Raw genomic sequence first — 21,371 nt, forward strand, 5'->3', positions numbered from 1 at the left:
CTCCTTATTAACCAGACGGCCCATAAAAATTCACGGGCCGAATAGTATTACCAGGACTGGGTGGCTTTGAATGACTCGAGCAGTTTATTCAACTTAGCTTCGATATCATCGTTATATTTGCCCGCCAGACCAATTTCGTTCATAAGGTCAGCATGCTCGCGCTGTGCAAATGAAACTAATGCAGCTTCGAATGCACCAATTTTTGCTAACTCAACATCGTCCAGATATCCACGCTCTGCAGCGAACAGAGACAGTGCCTGCTCTGCTACTGACATTGGTGCATACTGTTTCTGTTTCAGCAGTTCAGTTACTTTCTGACCATGGCTCAACTGTTTACGAGTTGCGTCATCGAGGTCGGAAGCAAACTGAGCAAACGCTGCCAGTTCACGGTATTGAGCCAGTGCTGTACGGATACCACCAGACAGTTTCTTAATGATTTTAGTCTGAGCAGCACCACCAACACGAGATACTGAAATACCTGGGTTAACCGCTGGACGAATACCAGAGTTAAACAGGTTAGATTCCAGGAAGATCTGACCATCTGTAATAGAAATTACGTTTGTTGGTACGAATGCAGAAACGTCACCCGCTTGAGTTTCAATGATTGGCAGAGCAGTCAATGAACCTGTTTTACCTTTCACTTCACCTTTCGTGAATGCTTCTACGTAATCAGCGTTAACGCGAGCAGCACGCTCAAGTAAACGTGAGTGCAGATAGAAAACATCACCAGGGTATGCTTCACGTCCAGGTGGACGACGCAGTAACAGTGAAATTTGACGGTATGCGACAGCCTGTTTAGACAGGTCATCATAAACGATCAGCGCATCTTCACCGCGGTCACGGAAATATTCACCCATCGCGCAGCCAGAGTATGGTGCTAAGTATTGCAGTGCAGCTGATTCAGATGCAGTTGCAACAACAACAATGGTATTTTCCAGAGCGCCGTGCTCTTCCAGTTTACGTACTACGTTAGAAATAGTTGATGCTTTCTGTCCGATAGCAACGTAAACACATTTGATGCCAGAATCACGTTGGTTGATGATTGCATCGATCGCCAGAGCTGTTTTACCAGTTTGACGGTCACCGATGACAAGCTCACGCTGACCACGGCCGATTGGAATCATCGCATCGACTGATTTATAACCAGTCTGTACTGGTTGATCAACTGATTGACGGTCGATAACACCCGGAGCAATAACTTCTACAGGAGAGAAGCCATCGTGCTCAACAGGACCTTTACCATCAATTGGTTGGCCCAGAGTATTCACTACACGTCCTAACAGGCCACGGCCTACTGGAACTTCAAGAATACGACCAGTACATTTAACTTTCATGCCTTCTGCTAAATCAGCATAAGGACCCATCACAACAGCACCAACAGAGTCACGCTCTAAGTTCAGTGCGATTGCGTAACGGTTGCCAGGCAGTGCGATCATTTCACCCTGCATGACTTCGGCTAAACCGTGAATACGAATGATACCGTCGTTAACGGAAACAATCGTACCTTCATTGTGAGCTTCACTCACAACATCGAACTGAGCAATACGCTGTTTGATCAGTTCGCTGATTTCGGTGGAATTCAGTTGCATATGCTCCAGTCCCCTTAAGACTGCAAGACGTCAGTTAAACGCTCTAAGCGACCGCGGACACTTCCGTCAATGACGAGGTCTCCAGCACGAATGATCACTCCAGCAATAACAGACTTATCAATTTTGCAATTCAGCTTAACTTTGCGTGACAGACGTTTTTCCATCGCTGCAGAAATTTTAGCTGACTGCTGTTCACTCAGTTCGTTCGCAGAAAGAACATCAACTTCAACAGTTGATTCCAGCGTATCGCGCAATTGAATAAATTGAGCTAATACTTCTGGCATCGTTGTTAAACGACCGTTTTCCGCCATAACACGAATCAGATTTTGAACATGCTCGTCAATTTCATCTCCACAAACAGAGATAAACGTTTTAGCTAATGTTTCTGGTGCAATAGAACCAGAAAGCAGCTCACCAACCTGTGCATTGCGCGTCACCTCAGAGGTGAAGGCCAGCATTTCCTGCCATTTAGCAACAGCTTGGTTTTCCACAGCAAAGTCAAAAGCTGCTTTGGCGTAGGGGCGAGCTACAGTAGCGATTTCAGACATGCCCCTCCCTCCTTACAGTTCAGCGACTAGTTTATCAACGATGTCGCTGTTAGCAGCTTCATCCACGGAACGTTCGATGATCTTCTCGGCACCTGCGATAGCAAGCATCGCAACCTGTTTACGTAACTCTTCACGTGCACGTTTACGCTCAGCATCAATTTCAGCTTGCGCTTGTGCTACGATTTTTGCACGTTCTGCTTCTGCTTCCGCTTTAGCTTCATCAATCATTTGAGTGCGTTGTTTATTCGCTTGCTCGATGATGACTTGAGCTTCAGCTTTCGCTTTTTTCAGTCGGTCGGTTGCGTCGGTTTGCGCCAGTTCCAGGTTCTTTTTAGCACGTTCTGCGGAAGATAAACCGTCAGCAATTTCTTTTTGACGTTTTTCTATGGCCGCCATAATTGGTGGCCATACATACTTCATACAGAACAAAACAAACAGGACAAACGCGATAGCCTGGCCGAGGATTGTTGCATTTAGATTCACAGACAATACCTCTTATTTATTAGTTAGTTAATGTTCTTAATATGTGCCGTAACGTTAATTAGGCAACAGCGAACATTACATATAAGCCCAGACCAACAGCAATCATCGGAATAGCATCGACCAGACCCATTACGATAAAGAACTGTGTACGCAGCAGAGGAATTAAATCTGGCTGACGAGCAGCGCCTTCTAAAAATTTACCACCTAGGATGCCGATACCGATCGCAGCACCGATCGCCGCTAAACCCATCATAATAGCGGCAGCCATGTACAGCAGATCCATACTCAGGTTTTCCATGACAGTCTCCAGTTTGTTTCAGTTAATACAATTATTGATAATAAAATTAGTGCTCTTCAGATGCCATCGACAGATAGACAACAGTCAGAACCATAAAAATAAAGGCTTGTAGCGTAATAATCAGTATGTGGAAGATAGCCCAAGGCAGGCTTAACAACCACTGTGACCACCACGGAAGCAGAGCCGCGATAAGAATAAAGATCAATTCACCTGCATACATGTTACCAAACAGTCGCAGACCGAGTGATACAGGTTTTGACAGCAGGCTAACCCCTTCAAGAATCAAGTTTACAGGGATAAATACCGGATGGTTGAAAGGCTGCATAGTGAGCTCTTTCGTGAATCCGCCAATTCCTTTCATCTTGATGCTGTAAAAGATTATTAGGATAAACACACCAATTGCCATCGACATCGTGATACTTACATCTGCGGTTGGAACAATACGCAGAGCAGGTAAACCTAAATAGTGCTCACCGATGTATGGGATGAAATCAATTGGAAGTAGATCCAGAAGGTTCATTAAAAATACCCAGACGAACACTGTTAATGCCAGAGGGGCAATAACTTTGCTCTTCCCGTGATACATATCACGGACTGAGTTATCAACGAAACCAATGATCAGTTCTATTGCAGTCTGTAACTTACCGGGTACGCCACTAGTCGCATTGGCTGCAACTTTTCTAAATAGCCACAGGAATAAAGCCCCGAGAACTACTGAGAAAAAAAGCGAGTCAATGTTTAACGCCCAAAACGTTGGACTAGCGTGGGGATCGACCAACTCAAAGGTACGTAGATCCAGCTGAAGGTTTCTCAGATGGTGACCTATGTACTCATTTGTAGTCATCACTTCTCCTGATGCAGACATGATGCCTCTTACCCTTTTGTAGTTTAAAAATACTTACCGTTTTACAACGGCTGGTGCAACAATCTGAACAATCAGCACCGCTAAATAGGTCAAACCCAGTGGTGTTAGTGACGCTTTAAACACACCAAAAGCAACAACTAAGACAGTAATTGTTGTAACAACCTTTAACCCTGCTCCTAATGCAAAGAACCAGGCTATGCGGATAGGTTCATCCTCTTCTTTTGCTTTTTGAAAGCGTGATAGCAGCATAAATACGATATTTGGTAACCAGCATGCTAACCCACCAGCAAGAGCAGAGGCCCCCCATTCTATACTATTTGCACAGAAAGCCCCACTGAGGATTACAAAAGTTATTAACTGAATAGACAGTTGCTTAGTCGCATTACTGCCATAAAGGGAAACAAACATAACTTGTGTACTCCCAGCTCTCTCAGCCTAAGAAACGCTAAGGGTTGTATAAAACTGCCTTTGCTTAAATGTGTCAAGAGACAAAAACGTGCAAATTATACGGGCAGGCGAAATGAATTCAATCAGTAAGTAGCGAAAAGGTGAATAAATATTTAATTTTTTCGAGATAGCGCAGAATTAAGACAGGTGAGATTAATAATTTATTAACGATTAGTCGCCTAAAAATAACTTTATGTGATTAAGATCACAACAAATAGTAATCTCTTGATTAATAACCACACTCTTTATCTGGTTAGGAACCTATTTTTAAGCCATAAATCAAATAATTAAACTTGTTATTTTTTACACAAAAAATAGCAAATGATAATTTGAATATTTCATTATTAATGCTAAAACGATTTAGTAAAAATATTAGATTGGGAATATTATTACCCTTAACGTGATTATTTTTGATATATATTGGTTAATACCATGTAAATAATAAGTGAATTTAAAATAATTTTATTTTAATTAAATATAAAAATAGCCGTAACATTGTAAATGTACGGCTACCGCTCTAAAAGATAAAATAATTTTGCTCACAATTAAGTTATTTTTTTAATAGCTTAACCAAGTGCCGTTGCTCATCCAATTCAGGAATTTTTAGCTCTGTGATTGACTCAATTTCAAAACCCTCAGGGAGCTGCGCTAACTCTTCATCACGAACCACGCCTTTTAAGGCATAAAAGCGCCCTTCTTTCGCGGGAAGATGATGACACCAGCTCAACATGTCATTAAGTGAAGCAAAAGCTCGGCTGATAACCCCATCAAATCCCTCATTGGCAGGATACTCTTCCACTCTAAATTGCACAGGTTCAATATTCGTCAGACCGAGTTCATGTTGAACCTGCTTAAGAAAGCGTACACGCTTCCCTAAGCTATCAAGCAATACAAAGTGAGCATCTGGACGGACAATGGCCAAAGGAACGCCAGGAAGCCCTGGACCGGTTCCTACGTCGATAAATTTGTTACCCTTGAGATGTCCGTTCACCACGATGCTGTCCATGATGTGGCGAACTAACATTTGTTCAGGCTCACGTACCGACGTCAAATTGTAGGCTTTGTTCCATTTATGCAGTAAGCCAACATAATCAACTAATTGCTGTTTTTGCTTATCCGTCAGTTGGATATCGGCTTTTGCCAATAGCTTTGTCAGTTTGCTGAGTAAATCCATATTATGCACTCCGACGTAGCATGCCTTGCTTCTTCAGCCAAACAAGCAGAATCGAAATTGCTGCTGGTGTGATCCCTGAAATACGTGAAGCCTGACCGATAGAAGTTGGTTTGTGGTCATTCAGCTTCGCCATAACTTCGTTCGAGAGACCTTTGACTTGTTTGTAATCTAAATCCACAGGAAGCAACGTGTTTTCATTACGTAATTGACGCTCGATCTCTTCTTGTTGACGTGCAATATAGCCTTCATATTTCACTTGAATTTCAACTTGATCTGCGGCTTGAGGATCTTCAACGCCTGGAGCAAACAAATTCAACGAAGTCAGCATTTGATACGTCATTTCAGGACGGCGTAGTAAATCTTCACCATTCGCTTCTTTGGATAATGGCACGGTCAAAATTTGGTCAATTTCTTCATGGTTATCTGATTTAGGGTGAACCCAAATGTCTTTTAAGCGTTGACGTTCTTTTTCGATCAATTCGACTTTTCGGTTGAAGTGTTCCCAACGAACATCGTCAACTAAGCCTAATTCACGACCTTTTTCAGTTAAACGTAAGTCCGCATTATCTTCACGTAACATCAAACGATATTCCGCACGCGAAGTGAACATGCGGTACGGTTCTTTGGTTCCTAATGTGCACAGATCGTCAACCAGTACGCCCACATAGGCTTGGTCACGACGTGGGAACCAACCATCTAAGCCAAACGCGTGTTGTGCAGCATTCAGACCCGCTAATAAGCCTTGTGCTGCGGCTTCTTCATAACCTGTGGTTCCGTTAATTTGACCAGCAAAGAACAAGCCTTCAATAAATTTGCTTTCCAGCGTTTGTTTCAGATCTCGTGGGTCAAAGAAATCGTACTCAATAGCGTAGCCAGGTCGAACGATCCTTGCATTTTCCATCCCTTTCATAGAATGGACAATTTGCATTTGTACATCAAATGGCAGGCTGGTGGAGATCCCATTAGGGTAAATTTCGTTACTTGTTAAACCTTCTGGTTCTAAAAAGATCTGGTGAGCGTTTTTATCTGCAAAGCGCATCACTTTGTCTTCAATTGAAGGGCAGTAACGAGGACCTATCCCTTCGATGATCCCTGCATACATAGGGCTGCGATCTAAGTTATTACGGATCACATCATGGGTTTGTTCATTGGTATAGGTGATGTAACAAGGCACTTGCTGTGGATGCTGCTCTTGTGAACCTAAAAATGAGAATACAGGCATTGGGTCGTCACCTAGCTGTTGTGCCAGTTGACTGAAATCGATCGTTCTTGCATCAATACGTGGTGGAGTCCCGGTTTTTAAGCGATTTACACGTAATGGTAATTCTCTTAAGCGTTGAGATAACGTAATGGCTGGAGGATCTCCTGCACGACCACCACTGTAATTTTCTAAACCAATGTGAATTTTTCCATCAAGGAAAGTACCCACAGTTAATACCACAGCTTTGGCTTTAAATTTTAAGCCCATGCGAGTAACAGCTCCGGTTACTCGGGTGTTTTCAACAATCAGATCTTCAACAGGTTGTTGGAAGATCATCAAGTTTGGTTGATTTTCTAATGCCGTTCTAACCGCTTGGCGATATAGCACGCGGTCTGCTTGTGCTCGAGTTGCACGAACAGCAGGACCTTTGCTTGCATTGAGCGTTCTAAATTGAATACCCGCTTTATCTGTTGCGGTTGCCATTAAACCACCAAGGGCATCAATTTCTCTTACCAGATGTCCCTTACCGATCCCACCGATGGCTGGGTTGCAAGACATCTGGCCCAATGTATCAATATTGTGAGTCAGTAATAGGGTTTGACGCCCCATACGTGCAGCTGCCATTGCTGCCTCAGTACCGGCATGACCACCACCAATTACGATGACGTCAAATTGCTCTGGATAAAACATGTGTGAACCTTAACGTTAGAAAATGCGGATTCTGCATTCGAGGAGTGAATTCTACTCAAGTTTGTTGGGGAGACCAAGCCCTGACCTCCCGCCTATATAATATAAAGATCTTTTTTATTTAAAGATCTCTTTATTAGATCTTTTATTAGGATCGACCATTTCTGTGGATAAGTGATTTTTCACTTTAAAGATCATCAAAGTGTAAAGGATCATATACTGTGAATGATCCGTGATCCTATTGCGTATAAGCTGGGATCTAAATAGGGACTTATGCACAGGTCTTGAACGACCTAAAACTTATAATCTGGATAACTACCGGTTAATACCATGATCTTACCGTAGTTATCCACAGTTGATTGCTGCTAATTTGAACAAATTAGAGTTCGTTTGCCCAAATTTTAACCCATTCTCCTGCTGGATCTTCAGGGATTTCGTGTTGCTGAACATCAATTTCAAAGCAATCACCGATCCTTTTCGCGCCATTTTCTTGTAATAAAGTATCTAGCGTGTGGATCGCACCACAAAAGGTATCGTATTCCGAGCTACCAATACCTACGGCACCATACTTGATCTTACTGAGATCAGGTGATTGAGACTGGATAGCTTCAGCAAGAGGTTGAATATTTTCGGGAAGATCCCCTGCGCCATGTGTAGAGCTAACCACCAGCCATAACCCTTCAAGCGGTAAGTCATCTAATTCAGGACCGTGCTGTATATCCGTTTCATAGCCGAGTTCTTCTAAAATCTCTGCCATATGCTCTGAGACATATTCGGCACTGCCCATGGTACTACCGCTAATTAAGGTTACTTTTGTTGCGCTCATGGTTATTCTCTTTCACATTAACAGGGCGCTATTGTACGCTGTGAATGAGCTGGGATCTACCTGTGGATAATGTGGTTATATCATTTTTTTTTCTAAGGGTTGATCGTACGCATGATCGGGTTTTGTAAGGAGATCAGCGTTTCTGTGGACTGTATTTCATCTATGGTCTGGATTTTGTTGATAAGTACGTCTTGTAGAGAATCTATCGATCGGCACATGACTTTAATAAAGATACTGTATTGACCTGTTGTGTAGTAAACCTCAACCACTTCTTCTAAAGCATCCAATTTTTTAAGGGCTGTATGGTAGTCTTTAGCACTTTTTAAAATGATCCCGATAAAACAGCAGACATCAAAGCCGAGTTGTTTTGCACTGATATCAATACGTGTGCCTTTTATGATCCCCGCTTGCTTCATTTTTTCCACTCGCACATGAATGGTCCCTGGGCTTACTGAGAATTTTTTGGCTAATTCAGCATAAGGTGTACGCGCATTGACCATTAATTCGTGAAGTATGTCACGATCGAGATTATCGATTTGATAATTTTCAGGCATTATTTAGTCTCCATTTTGATGATTATTCATTTTTATACCCATTTTTTTAATCAAAATAAACAGTAAAGGCTTTTTTTAATGATGGATGTTGAATTTATACCTCATTTTGTTGCTTAATCTACACATCGGCTAATTACAGCAAACAAATTATGGGTAATATTATGGACAAGTCATTCATCGAACATCAGCAACAAATCAGTTTTGTTAAATCTTATTTCTCACGTTTACTTGAAAAAGAGCTTGGTCTCATTGAAGTTCAAGGTCCTATCCTGAGCCGCTTAGGCGATGGTACTCAAGATAACTTATCAGGCTGTGAAAAAGCCGTTCAGGTAAAAGTGAAATCCATTCCTGGTGCAACGTTTGAAGTGGTGCACTCTTTGGCTAAATGGAAACGCAAAACCTTAGGTCGTTTTGGTTTCAGCGAAGGTCAAGGTCTGTATACACATATGAAAGCGTTACGTCCGGACGAGGATCGCTTAACCCCAATCCACTCCGTCTATGTTGACCAGTGGGATTGGGAAAAAGTGATGGCAGATGAGGAGCGTACACTTCCTTATCTGAAGCAGACAGTGGGTAAAATCTATAAGGCAATAAAAGAAACAGAAGCTGCCGTAAGTAAAGAATTTGGTTTGGCACCGTTCCTGCCAGACCAAATTCACTTTATCCACAGTGAAGAGCTGCTAAAACGTTACCCAGACTTAGACGCGAAAGGTCGCGAGCGTGCAATTGCTAAAGAATTTGGGGCAGTATTTTTAATCGGTATAGGTGGAAAACTGTCTAGCGGCGAATCCCATGATGTTCGTGCTCCAGACTACGATGATTGGACCACAGAAAACGAAGATGGTTTTAAAGGCTTAAACGGTGACATCATTGTCTGGAACCCTGTACTACAAGATGCGTTTGAAATCTCTTCAATGGGGATCCGCGTAAGCCCAGAGTGCTTAACTCGCCAGCTGGCATTAACTGGTGATGAAAAACGTATGGAGCTGGAATGGCATCAAGCATTAGTGAAAGGTGAAATGCCACAATCTATCGGGGGTGGTATTGGTCAATCTCGTTTAGTGATGTTGCTGCTACAACGCAAACATATTGGTCAAGTTCAGTGTGGTGTTTGGTCACCTGAAATGACTGAAACCGTTGAAGATATGCTGTAATTATCGATTAAAACGGCGCAGTAATCGGTTTTTTAGCCCTGTATCAAAACGCCAGATATGATCAAATATCTTCATGATACCGGGCTTCCCATAATTTGAGACAGATACCGCATGGAAGCGGTATTTACCAACTTTTTGAAGGGATTTTATTTTTTGGATCAGCTCATCAGGTAAACGTTGAGCCACAAAATCCGAAATCACAACCGCATCCGCATCACTCCACTGTTTTGATTCTAATTTTACGGTTGTTTCGCGTAAACATGCCGCTAAGTCAGTACCTCCACGAAATGTTTGGTGTAAGAAGCGCATACACTGTTCTAAACCATCTGCCGAGAGAAGATCATAATGGACTATTTCAGTGGAAAACAGCATGACATGGCAGGCTCGATTATCCGCCAGCGCAATTTTCATTAAAGCCAGACAAAAAGCTTTTGCACAGCGCTCGTTAATGCCTCCCATGGAGCCTGAAGTATCGATACAAACAACAAACGGTCCCCGAGGCTGTTCTTCATGCTGATGATGGGTTACTGGGCGCAAAACCTTGCGTTCCTGCCAACTTTCCCCTTGCAATCGATAGGTAATGAGCTGTTTCTCTAGTAGCTTTCGGTAAAATTCAAATTCGATATCTTCTAGCCCTAACATTGCGAGTTCAGCGGGTAATAACCGCAAAATATCATCACTTTGGTTTAAACCATTCACTTGTTCAGGCACTGTTTCTGGGACTTTTTCCATTACCGTCATCGGTTCAAGGATGACGTTATCATCCAGAAGAGATTTTGCAGATTGGCTGCGTCCTAACAGCTGGGCTATTTTCTCCAGTTCAGGTTGCTGACGTAAAAAATCACTGTAGCGGGCAATCAACTGGTCATTATAAGAAGCAGGGTTACTAAACCCTTTACTAAGATCCCATAAACGTCCTGAAGAGCGTTCATTTTCACCTAAAATATCCTCAAGGTTACCACTGAGAGCTAAGCGTCGTTGTAGTTCCGCCAACAATTGCTCTTTTTCTTGTTCTAGGAGCTCTTTATGTAAAGTTGTTACTTGTAAAATTAAACTGATGCGCCAGCGTTGAACAATCAAAGATTGCCGTGCACTCCGATTTTCTATTTTCCCTTTTTGCAGTTGTAATGCTTCACGGTAAAACGGTGAATCCAGCTGCTCTAATCTGGCGATGACACTGGGTAATTGAGAGAAAAAAGTATCCGTGGGTATCCCTAATGATTTTTGGTATAGCCCAAATTCTTCAGATAATTGCTGTGGAACTAAAGCATCTTGTAGTTTTTGCTTAAGATCTTTTTTCCAACTGGAGAGATCTTTTAAGAGCGCTTTTTTTAATCGCGGGTGCTTTTCAAAAAAAACGGCCAGCTGTGGGGTAGCAAGAAGAGAAATAATAATCTCCTCAATGAGCTGGCTTTCATTCACGGAAAGCAGTAACTCTAACGACGCTAGGCTCATCATAATTAGTTAGCCACTTTGCCCAGTATTTGCTGACGGAGCTGTGTTAATTTATCGGTAAGCTTCATGAAACTCTCTTCGACACCTGCCAGCCAATGTGCTTCGATAAATAGATTGGGTTGTTGTTTTTCAAATTGATATTTTGCCCCTTGAATCTCATTTTGAATGGTATCCAGTTTATCTAACCACTCTTTATTATTTGTGGCGGGTGTCGCAGCGACGTTTTTATTTTGCAAATATAAGGTTGATGCTTGATGGCTGACATCTAATAGCTGGATTTGGTTTAAATTATTCACTTCAGCTGCCAGTTCTTGGGCGAAACCAATACCATTAAGATGGGCAGATAATGTAGTCCCTTTATTTAAGAAATTCACCAACGCCTTTTTCTCAGTCGTGATAAATGTCACTTTCATATTATGCAGCTGCAATGGGCGATGTAAAAAGAGGGTCATACGTCCTTCGCTGATATTTTCAGGTAATACATAAGAGGCTTTGCGTGCAAACATCGCATTATTTTTTAAAACCTTAAACGCATCTTGATTATTTTGATCTTGCGTGGATGACATCCATTGTTGGTAAACTTGCTCAATTTCTCGCGTAAATTTACGTTGTTGCCAGCCATCTTCTTGAACGAGAGATTTGATCAACTGAGGCAGTAAATTCATAGACTGCATATCGTGCCATAAACAATCTTTGAGCAGCACAATATCCAAAGGTGAAACTGAATCCCGACCGTTAAAGAAAGCACTTGCCTGTAATAAATAAACGGCCTTCTTCCAGCGTCTATCAGAGACATATAAATTCTTTTCTGTTGCATCAATCTGTTGGCGTAACTGATAAATCAGTTCAAAACAATGATCGGGCAGCGAAATTTTGGGAATTTCTTTTTGCCATTCTCGGTACTCTTCTTCACTGATTTTTAGGTGATCAGGAACCAAATTCTCTTCTTGTGGATATTTGCCCGTTAATAAAGCACGGAAGTTTTGTTTTTCTTGAACTTTATCCAGCCAAATTCGCAGTAACATCCTATCAAAAAGTGCTTCAAGGCTATTATCAGCATCCGGCAGTTCATTAGATGCCGTCACTAATAAGCGCATCGGGATATTTTTTTCTACGTCCCCATTACGGAATTTACGCTCATTAATGGCGGTCAATAAGGTATTTAAAATCGCTGGACCCGCTTTCCAGATCTCATCCAGAAAGACAACTTCCGCATCCGGTAGATACCCTTTGGTTAACCGTTCATAGCGACCTTCATCTTTTAAGGCTTGAATGGATAGTGGTCCAAATATCTCTTCAGGAGTAGAAAAGCGAGTCATTAAATATTCGAAGGCATTAGCTTGGCGAAATGCATATTTCATACGACGGGCAATTAAGCTTTTCGCTATTCCCGGTGGTCCCAATAAAAATACGCTTTCTCCGCTGAGAGTCGCGAGTAAACACAAACGAATAGCTTGCTGACGTTCATACAAGCCACCTTCAAGGTAGTTGCTCAATTGGGCTATCCGTTCAGCTAATTGCATAAGGGGTTCCTTTTCTCTAAATAACTCGTCTAAGGGTTAGAGGGAGATGGTTATTGACCAAGCTATTGCTAGGTTATCCGTCCTTTTATTCATTGTGCAATCAGTTTCGTGATTTTTCTTTGATATTATTTGGCATAAAGCACACCTAATATCCGTGTGTTGGCGAATTGAATATTTACTGAGCAGGAACGATTCAGCGATAACTTATTCAATAAGTTAGCTTTTTATGCGTAAAAATAGGCAAACGAAACGTTTCGATAGTGATCACAAAACCAAGATAAGAATATTGAGTTGTGACTGTTCTTTACTATTATTGTATGAGCGAAACGTTTCGCTTGCGATGTATCGAAACCCCATAGTAGAAAAAACAGACTAAAAACGGTGGTAAAGAATGAAAAAAGGTATGCTGCTTAACGCTAATATTGCTGCCGTGATTGCGAAATTGGGTCATACCGACCATATCACGCTTGGCGATGCTGGCTTGCCAATTCCTACTGGCACAGAACGTATTGATTTAGCAGTGACACAAGGACTACCGGATTTCATGTCTGTTTTGCGGGTCGTTACCCAAGAAATGCAAGTAGAAAAAGCAATACTTGCCCAAGAAATCAGCAAAATAAATCCACAAATGGAAAAAGCTATTTTAGCCCATCTTCGTGAATTAGAAGCAGCACAGGGAAATCACATTGAAGTCATTTATTGCAGCCATGAGCATTTCAAACAACGAACTCATGATAGTAAAGCCGTGATCAGAACAGGGGAATGTTCACCCTACGCAAATATCATTCTTTGTTCCGGTGTGACTTTCTGAGGTGACTATGCAACCTTTATTAGAACTAATCGGCATTGATAAAGCTTTCCCCGGAGTAAAAGCACTCTCTGGAGCCGCTCTAAAAGTCTACCCAGGTAGAGTGATGGCGCTAGTGGGAGAAAATGGTGCCGGTAAATCCACCATGATGAAAGTGCTCACGGGGATTTACAATAAAGATGCGGGAGCGATCCGTTACCTTGGTAAAGACGTGGCATTTAATGGTCCAAAGAGTTCCCAAGAAGCGGGGATCGGGATCATTCACCAAGAGCTAAACTTAATTCCAGAATTAACCATTGCTGAAAATATCTTTTTAGGTCGCGAGTTTGTAAACAAGTTTGGCAAAATTGACTGGAACAAAATGTTTAGTGAGTCAGATAAACTCCTCCAGCGACTCAATCTTAATTACGATAGTCACCAAACCATTGCTGAATTATCCATTGGTGAACAGCAAATGGTCGAAATTGCTAAAGTTCTCAGTTTCCAATCTCAAGTCATCATTATGGATGAGCCGACAGATGCACTGACTGATACCGAAACCGCCTCACTCTTTCGCGTGATTGAAGATTTAAAATCCCAAGGCTGCGGGATTGTGTATATCTCTCACCGTTTAAAAGAAATTTTCGAAATTTGCGACGATGTGACCGTTTTTCGTGACGGCCAGTTTATTGGTGAAAAGCCCGTCAGTGAATTAGAAGAAGAAAAACTGATTGAGATGATGGTCGGACGTAAGCTGGAAGACCAATATCCGCGAGTCGATGTGCCTGTTGGTGATATTCGTCTTCAAGTTGAAAATATTTCTGGTCCCGGTGTAACCAATGCTAGTTTCACACTAAGAAGCGGTGAAATTTTAGGTGTTTCAGGTTTGATGGGCGCAGGACGTACAGAGTTGATGAAAATCATCTACGGCGCAGCACCGAAAAAATCCGGCAATATCCAGCTAGAAGGTAAAAACGTTACCTTAAAAACCCCGCAAGATGGTTTGAATAACGGCATCGTTTATATTTCCGAAGACCGTAAGCGCGATGGTTTAGTACTGGGGATGTCAGTAAAAGAAAATATGTCCTTAACTGCATTAGGTTACTTCAGCCACTTTGGCGGTACATTAAAGCATGGTGAAGAGCAAATGACCGTAGGGGATTTTATCCGCTTATTTAATATTAAAACCCCATCCATGGATCAGATAATTGGCAATTTATCTGGTGGTAACCAGCAAAAAGTGGCAATTGCCCGTGGATTAATGACCCGTCCAAAAGTTCTGATTCTTGATGAACCAACCCGCGGTGTTGATGTTGGGGCAAAAAAAGAGATCTACCAATTAATTAACCAATTCAAAAAAGAAGGGCTGAGTATCATCCTCGTTTCTTCAGAAATGCCTGAAGTCATTGGGATGAGCGATCGCATTTTGGTTATGCATGAAGGGCATATCAGCGGCGAATTCTCCGCCAAAGAAGCAACGCAGGAAGCCTTAATGGCGGCCGCAGTCGGTAAAAATTACGGCTCAGTTCAGGAGTTAACAGCATGAGTTCAACAACCGCACCATCAAAACGCTACTTCAGCAAAGCATGGCTAATGGAGCAAAAATCCTTAATCGCCCTATTAGTTTTAATTGCGATTGTTTCAACCTTAAGCCCCAACTTTTTTACAGTAAACAACTTGTTTAACATCCTTCAACAGACTTCTGTGAACGCTATCATGGCTGTGGGAATGACATTGGTTATTCTGACTTCAGGTATTGATTTATCAGTCGGCTCACTACTGGCGCTAACCGGTGCTGTTGCGGCATCTATGGTCGGTGCTGATGTTAATGCATTTGTTGCAGTGGCAGGCGCTTTAGCGCTCGGAGCAGCAATTGGGGCATGTACAGGTGTGATTGTTGCCAAAGGTAAAGTACAGGCATTTATTGCAACATTAGTGATGATGTTATTACTGCGCGGTGTGACCCGTGTTTATACTGATGGTAGCCCAATTAATACTGGATTTAGTGATAACGCTGACTTGTTCGGTTGGTTTGGTATTGGTCGCCCATTAGGTATTCCTACCCCTGTATGGTTAATGGTTATCGTCTTTGCTGCAGCGTGGTACATGCTGCACCACACTCGCTTAGGTCGTTATATCTATGCGTTAGGTGGAAATGAATCAGCAACCCGCTTGTCGGGGATTAATGTCGATAAAATTAAAATTATCGTTTACGCCTTATGTGGCTTATTAGCTGCTCTGGCGAGTGTCATCGAAGTTGCACGTTTATCATCAGCTCAGCCAATGGCAGGTAATGGCTATGAATTAGATGCGATTGCCGCGGTTGTCCTCGGTGGTACAAGTCTTGCTGGTGGTAAGGGGCGTATAGTTGGTACGCTGATTGGTGCCTTGATTCTCGGTTTCCTAAATAACGGATTGAACTTATTAGGTATTTCTTCAAATTACCAAATGATTGTTAAAGCCGTTGTGATTTTATTAGCAGTGCTCGTTGATAACAAAAAATAGTAATTATGACCCCTACCCGATAACGACAGGAATTTTCTTATGAAACTGAATAAATTAGCGACTTTATTTACCGCATTTGCACTAACAGCAACCGTCAGTGTGAATGCGATGGCAAAAGAGAGCATCGCGCTGGTTATTTCAACCCTGAACAACCCATTCTTTGTGACCATGAAAGATGCAGCACAAAAAGAAGCGGACAAACTGGGTTATGAACTGATTGTTTTGGATTCTCAAGATAACCCAGCGAAAGAGTTAGCGAACGTACAAGATTTAACGGTGCGCGGCACCAAATTAATGCTGATCAACCCAACTGATTCTGATGCGGTGGGCAACTCAATTCTGATGGCAAACAAAGCAAAAATTCCTGTTATCACCTTAGACCGTGCAGCTAATAAAGGTGAAGTGGTGAGCCATGTTGCTTCCGATAACCGCATGGGCGGAAAAATGGCGGCAGACTTTATCGCCAAGAAAACGGGTAATGACGCTAAAGTGATCCAATTAGAAGGTATTTCTGGAACTTCTGCGGCTCGTGAGCGTGGTGAAGGTTTCAATGCGGGTGCGAAAGAGCATAAATTCAACGTATTAGCGAGCCAGCCTGCGGATTTCGACAGAACTAAAGGCTTGAACGTTATGCAAAACTTACTGACAGCACATCCTGCTGTTCAGGCTGTTTTTGCGCAAAATGATGAAATGGCACTCGGTGCATTAAGAGCGCTGCAAACTGCGGGTCGTGATGATGTGCTAGTGGTTGGATTTGATGGCACAAATGACGGTATTAAGGCAGTCCAAGGCGGAAAATTAGGTGCGACAATTGCTCAGCGCCCAGATCAAATTGGTATTGTTGGGGTACAGATCGCAGATAAAGTATTAAAAGGCGAAAAAGTAGAAGCAACAGTTCCCGTTGAATTAGAACTCGTGGTAAAACAATAATTCCATATAAAGTAACAATCCTTGATAAAACAAGAAGATTGAAGAACCGCCGTGAACTATAGCGGCGGTTTATTTAATTGCGTAGCAAAAGGAAATAAATGTTATGGCAGCAGCTAAACTGGTTGTTTTAGGCAGTATCAACGTTGACCACATTCTGAATGTGCAACAGTTTCCCCAGCCAGGTGAAACTGTAAGAGGCGATCGCTACCAAGTTGCCTTCGGCGGCAAAGGGGCTAACCAAGCTGTGGCGGCAGGACGTAGTGGTGCTGATATAACATTTATTGCTTGTGTTGGTGATGATGATGTTGGCATTAGCATCAAAAAACAGTTACAAAAAGATACCATCAAGATTGACTGCATTGACTCTGTTGCAGGTGAAACAACAGGGGTCGCTCTGATTTATGTTAATGGTCAAGGTGAAAACATCATTGGGATTAATGCGGGGGCAAACGGACACCTTTCTACTGAACGATTAGCGGCTTATCAACAAAAAATCATTGATGCAGATGCCTTATTAATGCAACTAGAATCTCCGATTGAAACGGTACAAATGGCAGCTGAAATTGCTCGCCAACATCAAACTAAAGTGATCTTAAACCCTGCGCCTGCACAAGCGTTGCCTGATTCGCTGTTGTCGCTGGTGGATGTTATTACACCAAATGAAACTGAAGCTGAGCATTTAACGGGGATTGCTGTTAATGATGACGATGGTGCGCAAAAAGCAGCACTAGCGCTTCATCAAAAAGGTATTCATAAAGTGATGATTACATTGGGTGCTAGAGGCGTTTGGTATAGCGAATCAGGTAAGCAAGGTAAAATAATACCGGGCTTTAAAGTGAAAGCAGTAGACACCATTGCAGCAGGTGATACATTCAATGGGGCGTATGTAACTGCGCTACTTGAAGGCCAATCCGATGAAGATGCTATCATCTTTGCTCACGCAGCTGCGGCTATTGCAGTTACGCGCCCGGGGGCACAACCTTCTGTTCCATGGCGTAATGAAATTGACCAGTTTCTTCTTCAATAGGATTAATTTGTGGCAACTATGAAAGATGTTGCTCGCCTTGCGGGCGTATCAACATCCACCGTCTCCCATGTTATCAACCAAAATCGCTATGTCAGTGAAAGTGTGACCTCACGGGTAAAAAGTGCAATTGAACAACTCAATTATGCACCTTCAGCCTTAGCGAGAAGTTTGAAAATGAATCGCACAAATACAATCGGTATGTTACTCACTGCGAGTAATAACCCTTTTTATGCTGAGGTGGTGCGTGGAGTCGAGCGTAGTTGCTACGAACTGGGTTACAGTTTGATCCTATGCAACACGGAAGGGGATCTGAAACGCATGGATCATAGCTTAGAAACTTTGCTGCAAAAGCGCGTTGATGGGCTACTTATTATGTGTACTGAAGTGCAGGGACCATCCAAAACTGTTTTTTCCCGTTATCCATCGGTTCCAACAGTGATGATGGACTGGTCTCCATTTGAATCTGCTGGCGATATTATCCAAGATAACTCGTTCCTTGGTGGTGAAATTGCAACACGTTATTTAATTGATGCTGGTTTTACGCGAATCGCTTGTATTGCCGGTCCTCAAGATAAATCCCCAGCGCAGGCGCGTTATCAAGGCTTCCTTCATGCCATGAAAGCAGCATCGCTGAATATCTACGATGAATACATTATCTTCAGTGATTTTGAGTTTTCGGGTGGATTTGACTCGATGAATAAACTCTTGGCACTACCGAATCCCCCAGATGCTATTTTTGCGGGGAATGATGCGATGGCGGTCGGTGCTTACCAAGCGATTTACCAAAAAGGCATGAAAGTGCCTGACGACATTTCCATTATTGGTTATGACGATATTGCACTCTCTTCTTATATGATCCCGCCACTCACCACGGTTCATCAGCCGAAAGATGAACTTGGTCAGCAAGCGGTTAACCAACTTATTTATCGAATGGATAATCCAGATGCTGAACCATCTGTTTTAGTCTTAACGCCAAAACTAGTGGAACGTCAATCAGTGAGGAAACGCTAATTCTGCGTTTTCTCGGATTTTTTGTCTTTAATTAAATTATCACCATCGGTTTTACTGAGTAATAGAAACACAAAGGCAGAAAGTAACGTGATAGCTCCGATCGTAATAAATGTGTAATGGAAGTTATCCACAACATTGCTATTTGGCTGATTATCAAAAAAGCTCAAAATGGTAGCACTCACCGCGATCCCAAAACTAATAGACAGTTGCTGAGTCACGGCTAACATACTGTTGCCGGCGCTAGCGTTATTATCTGTTAAGTCCGCTAAGCAAATGGTATTCATGGCAGTGAACTGTGTGGACATCACCATTCCTAAAATAAACAGTGGGATAATGAGCAAGTAAATCGACATATCGGGGCTTTGCAGTGAAAATTGTGAAATCATCAACCCGATAATTACCGTGACAGTAAACAGCGTATTTCGATACCCAAATCGAGTTAAGATTCTGGTGACTGCAGATTTAGCTGTAATTGACCCAATCGCCAGCGGAGCCATCATCATTCCTGCCACAACGGCTTCATAACCAAATCCTACTTGCAGCATCAATGGCATTAAGAATGGAATACTTCCAGTACCTAATCGAGTGGCGATGTTACCGCTAATACCAATGGAAAAGGTTCTCGTCTTAAATAAGTTGAGCGGAATAATCGCATGCTTAATGCGCCTTGCGTGAAGTATATAAAGAAGAAGGCAAAGAAAACCGCCCAGAACTATCGCTAAAGGTATATAGCTAGATAATGATTTATCGCCAAACAGATCCAGACTGACTGAGAGCATGACCAAGCCAAACCCGAATAGGATAAACCCGAGGGTATCAAACTTACGTTTCGGCATTTTAAAATCAGGCATATGCTTTAATGCATAAATAATACCGAGTACACCAATAGGGATATTAATAATAAATATCCAATGCCATGTGGCATAGGTGACAAGAATCCCGCCTAACAAAGGTCCTAATATAGGACCGACTAATCCAGGAATAGTCACAAAGTTTAAAATTGGCAAGAGTTCACTACGGGGGTAAGCACGGATCAATGCGAGTCTTGCTACAGGCATCATCATCGCACCGCCAATTCCTTGAATCACTCGTGAAGCCACTAACACTGTGAGTGAAGGAGAAAGCGCACAGAGTAGTGAACCTAGAGAAAAGAGAGAGACGGCAATAATAAAGATACGTCGAGTGCCAAATCTGTCTGCGAACCAACCACTCACTGGGATTAGTAACGCCACGGTTAAGGTATAGCTCACAACGGCAGATTGCATCGCTAATGGGGAATGATGCAAACTTTTGGCAATATCAGGTAGTGCCGTATTCAATATAGTGGCATCCAACGCTTGCATAAAGAAAGCCATCGCGGCAATCCACGGCAAACCCGACATATTTTTAGCAGTCTTAAACATCCGTTACCTATTGATAATTTGGTGAGCGAATTCGTTCTATTAGCTTATTTTTGCATTGTCGTTAATAAGGTATAGCAGAGATCGCAAGCTTCACGACTCTTACCATTAATAATAGCATCGGCAAGTTGTTGGTGAAGTTCTACTTCTATTGCATCATTTTCCGTTATTGCATCAAAGTAAAGTTGATATACCGATCTAAAGAGATTGGCGAACGAAATTAAAAATGGATTACAGCACGCACGATAGATAGTTAGATGAAAACGAAAATCGACTTTTATCCAATGAGACCTATCAAACTCCTTATCGAGGAGAGTCATCTCATTAGACAGTAATTGCAGGGTCTGTTTTTGTTCTTCTGTGGCGTTTAGTGCTGCGAGATAACAAGCTTGGGGTTCAATGGCGAGACGAACAACTTGAAAGTGTTTAATCACCACGGATTTTTCTTCACTGTTAATCCACCAATTTAGCAAGTCTTGATCGAGGAAGTTCCAATTAGAAGCGGGCATCACTCGAGTACCAATTCGGGGGCGTGCTAAAACCATACCTTTCGCGGCTAATATTTTAATGGCTTCTCTGATGGCTGTTCGGCTGGCATTAAACTGTTTTGATAACTCTAATTCGCTGGGAAGAATAGTATCAGATAAATAGGATTCTTTTAAAATGAGCTGCCCAAGACTCCGAGCAATAATAAAAGAGAGGTTTTTTTGTGAGGCATTTTGTTGTTTACTCAATTCCATGATTTATCCCATGCAGATACTAATCACTGATATGTTACGTGAGTAAATCAATTATTGCTGCTGAAATAGTCAAAAAACAGTAGTAATTTACGGTATTAAGTCATATTTGGCTAAAAAAAACGCGAACGAAATAAATATGTAAAAAAACACTTGCGGGATTTCTGCGA

The 21,371-nt window shown here is 42.2% G+C and carries 21 protein-coding genes; 7 read left to right on the plus strand and 14 right to left on the minus strand.

Features of this window, described 5'->3' with window-relative positions; genetic code table 11:
- Nucleotides 1–47 precede the first annotated feature (47 nt).
- The 10 genes from atpA to asnC form a co-directional block, all read right to left on the minus strand.
- Nucleotides 48–1,589 carry a F0F1 ATP synthase subunit alpha gene (atpA, locus tag PR795_RS16740; protein ID WP_006660649.1) on the minus strand — a complete coding sequence of 514 codons (1,542 nt, stop codon included), beginning with the start codon at nucleotides 1,587–1,589 and terminating at the stop codon, nucleotides 48–50.
- A 14-nt stretch (nucleotides 1,590–1,603) separates the two neighbouring features.
- Entirely contained in the window at nucleotides 1,604–2,137 is a 534-nt protein-coding gene (gene atpH / locus PR795_RS16745; RefSeq protein WP_006660650.1) for a F0F1 ATP synthase subunit delta, read from the minus strand.
- Between the two features lie 12 nt (nucleotides 2,138–2,149).
- Nucleotides 2,150–2,620 carry a F0F1 ATP synthase subunit B gene (atpF, locus tag PR795_RS16750; RefSeq protein WP_006660651.1) on the minus strand — a complete coding sequence of 157 codons (471 nt, stop codon included), beginning with the start codon at nucleotides 2,618–2,620 and terminating at the stop codon, nucleotides 2,150–2,152.
- A gap of 58 nt (nucleotides 2,621–2,678) precedes the next feature.
- Nucleotides 2,679–2,918 (minus strand): F0F1 ATP synthase subunit C, encoded by a 240-nt coding sequence (gene atpE, locus PR795_RS16755; RefSeq protein WP_004246596.1) that lies wholly within the window; start codon nucleotides 2,916–2,918, stop codon nucleotides 2,679–2,681.
- A 46-nt stretch (nucleotides 2,919–2,964) separates the two neighbouring features.
- Nucleotides 2,965–3,783 carry a F0F1 ATP synthase subunit A gene (atpB, locus tag PR795_RS16760; protein ID WP_006660652.1) on the minus strand — a complete coding sequence of 273 codons (819 nt, stop codon included), beginning with the start codon at nucleotides 3,781–3,783 and terminating at the stop codon, nucleotides 2,965–2,967.
- A gap of 33 nt (nucleotides 3,784–3,816) precedes the next feature.
- Entirely contained in the window at nucleotides 3,817–4,191 is a 375-nt protein-coding gene (atpI, locus tag PR795_RS16765; RefSeq protein ID WP_006660653.1) for a F0F1 ATP synthase subunit I, read from the minus strand.
- Nucleotides 4,192–4,780: 589 nt separating this feature from the next.
- A complete protein-coding gene (rsmG, locus tag PR795_RS16770; protein ID WP_006660654.1) occupies nucleotides 4,781–5,404 on the minus strand; it encodes a 16S rRNA (guanine(527)-N(7))-methyltransferase RsmG in 624 nt (207 codons plus the stop codon).
- Nucleotide 5,405: 1 nt separating this feature from the next.
- Nucleotides 5,406–7,295, minus strand: coding sequence for a tRNA uridine-5-carboxymethylaminomethyl(34) synthesis enzyme MnmG (gene mnmG / locus PR795_RS16775; protein WP_272516959.1), 1,890 nt, complete (start codon nucleotides 7,293–7,295; stop codon nucleotides 5,406–5,408).
- 376 nt (nucleotides 7,296–7,671) lie between these two features.
- Entirely contained in the window at nucleotides 7,672–8,118 is a 447-nt protein-coding gene (mioC, locus tag PR795_RS16780) for an FMN-binding protein MioC (protein ID WP_006663267.1), read from the minus strand.
- A 92-nt stretch (nucleotides 8,119–8,210) separates the two neighbouring features.
- Nucleotides 8,211–8,672 (minus strand): transcriptional regulator AsnC, encoded by a 462-nt coding sequence (gene asnC / locus PR795_RS16785; RefSeq protein ID WP_272516960.1) that lies wholly within the window; start codon nucleotides 8,670–8,672, stop codon nucleotides 8,211–8,213.
- Between the two features lie 161 nt (nucleotides 8,673–8,833).
- Here asnC and asnA point away from each other — a divergent pair, with 161 nt between their 5' ends.
- Nucleotides 8,834–9,826, plus strand: a complete 993-nt coding sequence (asnA, locus tag PR795_RS16790; protein WP_006663268.1) for an aspartate--ammonia ligase — start codon at nucleotides 8,834–8,836, stop codon at nucleotides 9,824–9,826.
- Here the strand turns inward: asnA and viaA are convergent, their stop codons facing one another.
- Together viaA and ravA are read right to left on the minus strand one after the other, a co-directional pair.
- Entirely contained in the window at nucleotides 9,827–11,284 is a 1,458-nt protein-coding gene (gene viaA / locus PR795_RS16795) for an ATPase RavA stimulator ViaA (protein WP_006663269.1), read from the minus strand.
- Nucleotides 11,285–11,286: 2 nt separating this feature from the next.
- Complete coding sequence (gene ravA, locus PR795_RS16800; RefSeq protein ID WP_006660660.1) at nucleotides 11,287–12,804, minus strand: ATPase RavA; 1,518 nt, start codon at nucleotides 12,802–12,804, stop codon at nucleotides 11,287–11,289.
- 391 nt (nucleotides 12,805–13,195) lie between these two features.
- On the opposite strand from ravA, the gene rbsD reads away from it, so the two are divergent.
- From rbsD to rbsR, 6 genes are all read left to right on the plus strand, one after another.
- A complete protein-coding gene (gene rbsD / locus PR795_RS16805) occupies nucleotides 13,196–13,615 on the plus strand; it encodes a D-ribose pyranase (RefSeq protein WP_006663271.1) in 420 nt (139 codons plus the stop codon).
- Between the two features lie 7 nt (nucleotides 13,616–13,622).
- A complete protein-coding gene (gene rbsA, locus PR795_RS16810) occupies nucleotides 13,623–15,137 on the plus strand; it encodes a ribose ABC transporter ATP-binding protein RbsA (RefSeq protein ID WP_272516961.1) in 1,515 nt (504 codons plus the stop codon).
- Complete coding sequence (rbsC, locus tag PR795_RS16815; RefSeq protein ID WP_006660663.1) at nucleotides 15,134–16,096, plus strand: ribose ABC transporter permease; 963 nt, start codon at nucleotides 15,134–15,136, stop codon at nucleotides 16,094–16,096. The genes rbsA and rbsC overlap by 4 nt, the downstream gene beginning before the upstream one ends.
- A 39-nt stretch (nucleotides 16,097–16,135) precedes the next feature.
- The gene (gene rbsB, locus PR795_RS16820; RefSeq protein WP_006660664.1) at nucleotides 16,136–17,026 is read left to right on the plus strand and encodes a ribose ABC transporter substrate-binding protein RbsB; all 891 of its coding nucleotides are present in this window, start codon (nucleotides 16,136–16,138) and stop codon (nucleotides 17,024–17,026) included.
- 103 nt (nucleotides 17,027–17,129) lie between these two features.
- A complete protein-coding gene (gene rbsK / locus PR795_RS16825; RefSeq protein WP_036962448.1) occupies nucleotides 17,130–18,053 on the plus strand; it encodes a ribokinase in 924 nt (307 codons plus the stop codon).
- A gap of 9 nt (nucleotides 18,054–18,062) precedes the next feature.
- Complete coding sequence (gene rbsR, locus PR795_RS16830) at nucleotides 18,063–19,064, plus strand: ribose operon transcriptional repressor RbsR (protein WP_006663274.1); 1,002 nt, start codon at nucleotides 18,063–18,065, stop codon at nucleotides 19,062–19,064.
- On the opposite strand, the gene mdtD is transcribed toward rbsR, so the two are convergent.
- Both mdtD and PR795_RS16840 read right to left on the minus strand, forming a co-directional pair.
- Nucleotides 19,061–20,467: a multidrug transporter subunit MdtD gene (mdtD, locus tag PR795_RS16835; RefSeq protein WP_006660667.1), complete on the minus strand. Its 1,407-nt coding sequence runs from the start codon at nucleotides 20,465–20,467 to the stop codon at nucleotides 19,061–19,063. The genes rbsR and mdtD overlap by 4 nt on opposite strands.
- Nucleotides 20,468–20,511: 44 nt before the next feature.
- Nucleotides 20,512–21,204, minus strand: a complete 693-nt coding sequence (locus PR795_RS16840) for a FadR/GntR family transcriptional regulator (protein WP_006663275.1) — start codon at nucleotides 21,202–21,204, stop codon at nucleotides 20,512–20,514.
- Between the last annotated feature and the right edge of the window lie 167 nt (nucleotides 21,205–21,371).

The organism is Providencia sp. PROV209, from assembly GCF_028479485.1.
Taxonomy (GTDB): Bacteria; Pseudomonadota; Gammaproteobacteria; order Enterobacterales; family Enterobacteriaceae; genus Providencia; species Providencia alcalifaciens.

Bases quoted from the DNA above. Each gene is read 5' to 3' on its own strand.
- atpA (WP_006660649.1), bottom strand. From the start codon at position 1,589: ATGCAACTGAATTCCACCGAAATCAGCGAACTGATCAAACAGCGTATT.
- atpH (WP_006660650.1), bottom strand. From the start codon at position 2,137: ATGTCTGAAATCGCTACTGTAGCTCGCCCCTACGCCAAAGCAGCTTTT.
- atpE (WP_004246596.1), bottom strand. From the start codon at position 2,918: ATGGAAAACCTGAGTATGGATCTGCTGTACATGGCTGCCGCTATTATG.
- atpB (WP_006660652.1), bottom strand. From the start codon at position 3,783: ATGTCTGCATCAGGAGAAGTGATGACTACAAATGAGTACATAGGTCAC.
- atpI (WP_006660653.1), bottom strand. From the start codon at position 4,191: ATGTTTGTTTCCCTTTATGGCAGTAATGCGACTAAGCAACTGTCTATT.
- rsmG (WP_006660654.1), bottom strand. From the start codon at position 5,404: ATGGATTTACTCAGCAAACTGACAAAGCTATTGGCAAAAGCCGATATC.
- mnmG (WP_272516959.1), bottom strand. From the start codon at position 7,295: ATGTTTTATCCAGAGCAATTTGACGTCATCGTAATTGGTGGTGGTCAT.
- mioC (WP_006663267.1), bottom strand. From the start codon at position 8,118: ATGAGCGCAACAAAAGTAACCTTAATTAGCGGTAGTACCATGGGCAGT.
- asnC (WP_272516960.1), bottom strand. From the start codon at position 8,672: ATGCCTGAAAATTATCAAATCGATAATCTCGATCGTGACATACTTCAC.
- asnA (WP_006663268.1), top strand. From the start codon at position 8,834: ATGGACAAGTCATTCATCGAACATCAGCAACAAATCAGTTTTGTTAAA.
- viaA (WP_006663269.1), bottom strand. From the start codon at position 11,284: ATGATGAGCCTAGCGTCGTTAGAGTTACTGCTTTCCGTGAATGAAAGC.
- ravA (WP_006660660.1), bottom strand. From the start codon at position 12,804: ATGCAATTAGCTGAACGGATAGCCCAATTGAGCAACTACCTTGAAGGT.
- rbsD (WP_006663271.1), top strand. From the start codon at position 13,196: ATGAAAAAAGGTATGCTGCTTAACGCTAATATTGCTGCCGTGATTGCG.
- rbsA (WP_272516961.1), top strand. From the start codon at position 13,623: ATGCAACCTTTATTAGAACTAATCGGCATTGATAAAGCTTTCCCCGGA.
- rbsC (WP_006660663.1), top strand. From the start codon at position 15,134: ATGAGTTCAACAACCGCACCATCAAAACGCTACTTCAGCAAAGCATGG.
- rbsB (WP_006660664.1), top strand. From the start codon at position 16,136: ATGAAACTGAATAAATTAGCGACTTTATTTACCGCATTTGCACTAACA.
- rbsK (WP_036962448.1), top strand. From the start codon at position 17,130: ATGGCAGCAGCTAAACTGGTTGTTTTAGGCAGTATCAACGTTGACCAC.
- mdtD (WP_006660667.1), bottom strand. From the start codon at position 20,467: ATGTTTAAGACTGCTAAAAATATGTCGGGTTTGCCGTGGATTGCCGCG.
- PR795_RS16840 (WP_006663275.1), bottom strand. From the start codon at position 21,204: ATGGAATTGAGTAAACAACAAAATGCCTCACAAAAAAACCTCTCTTTT.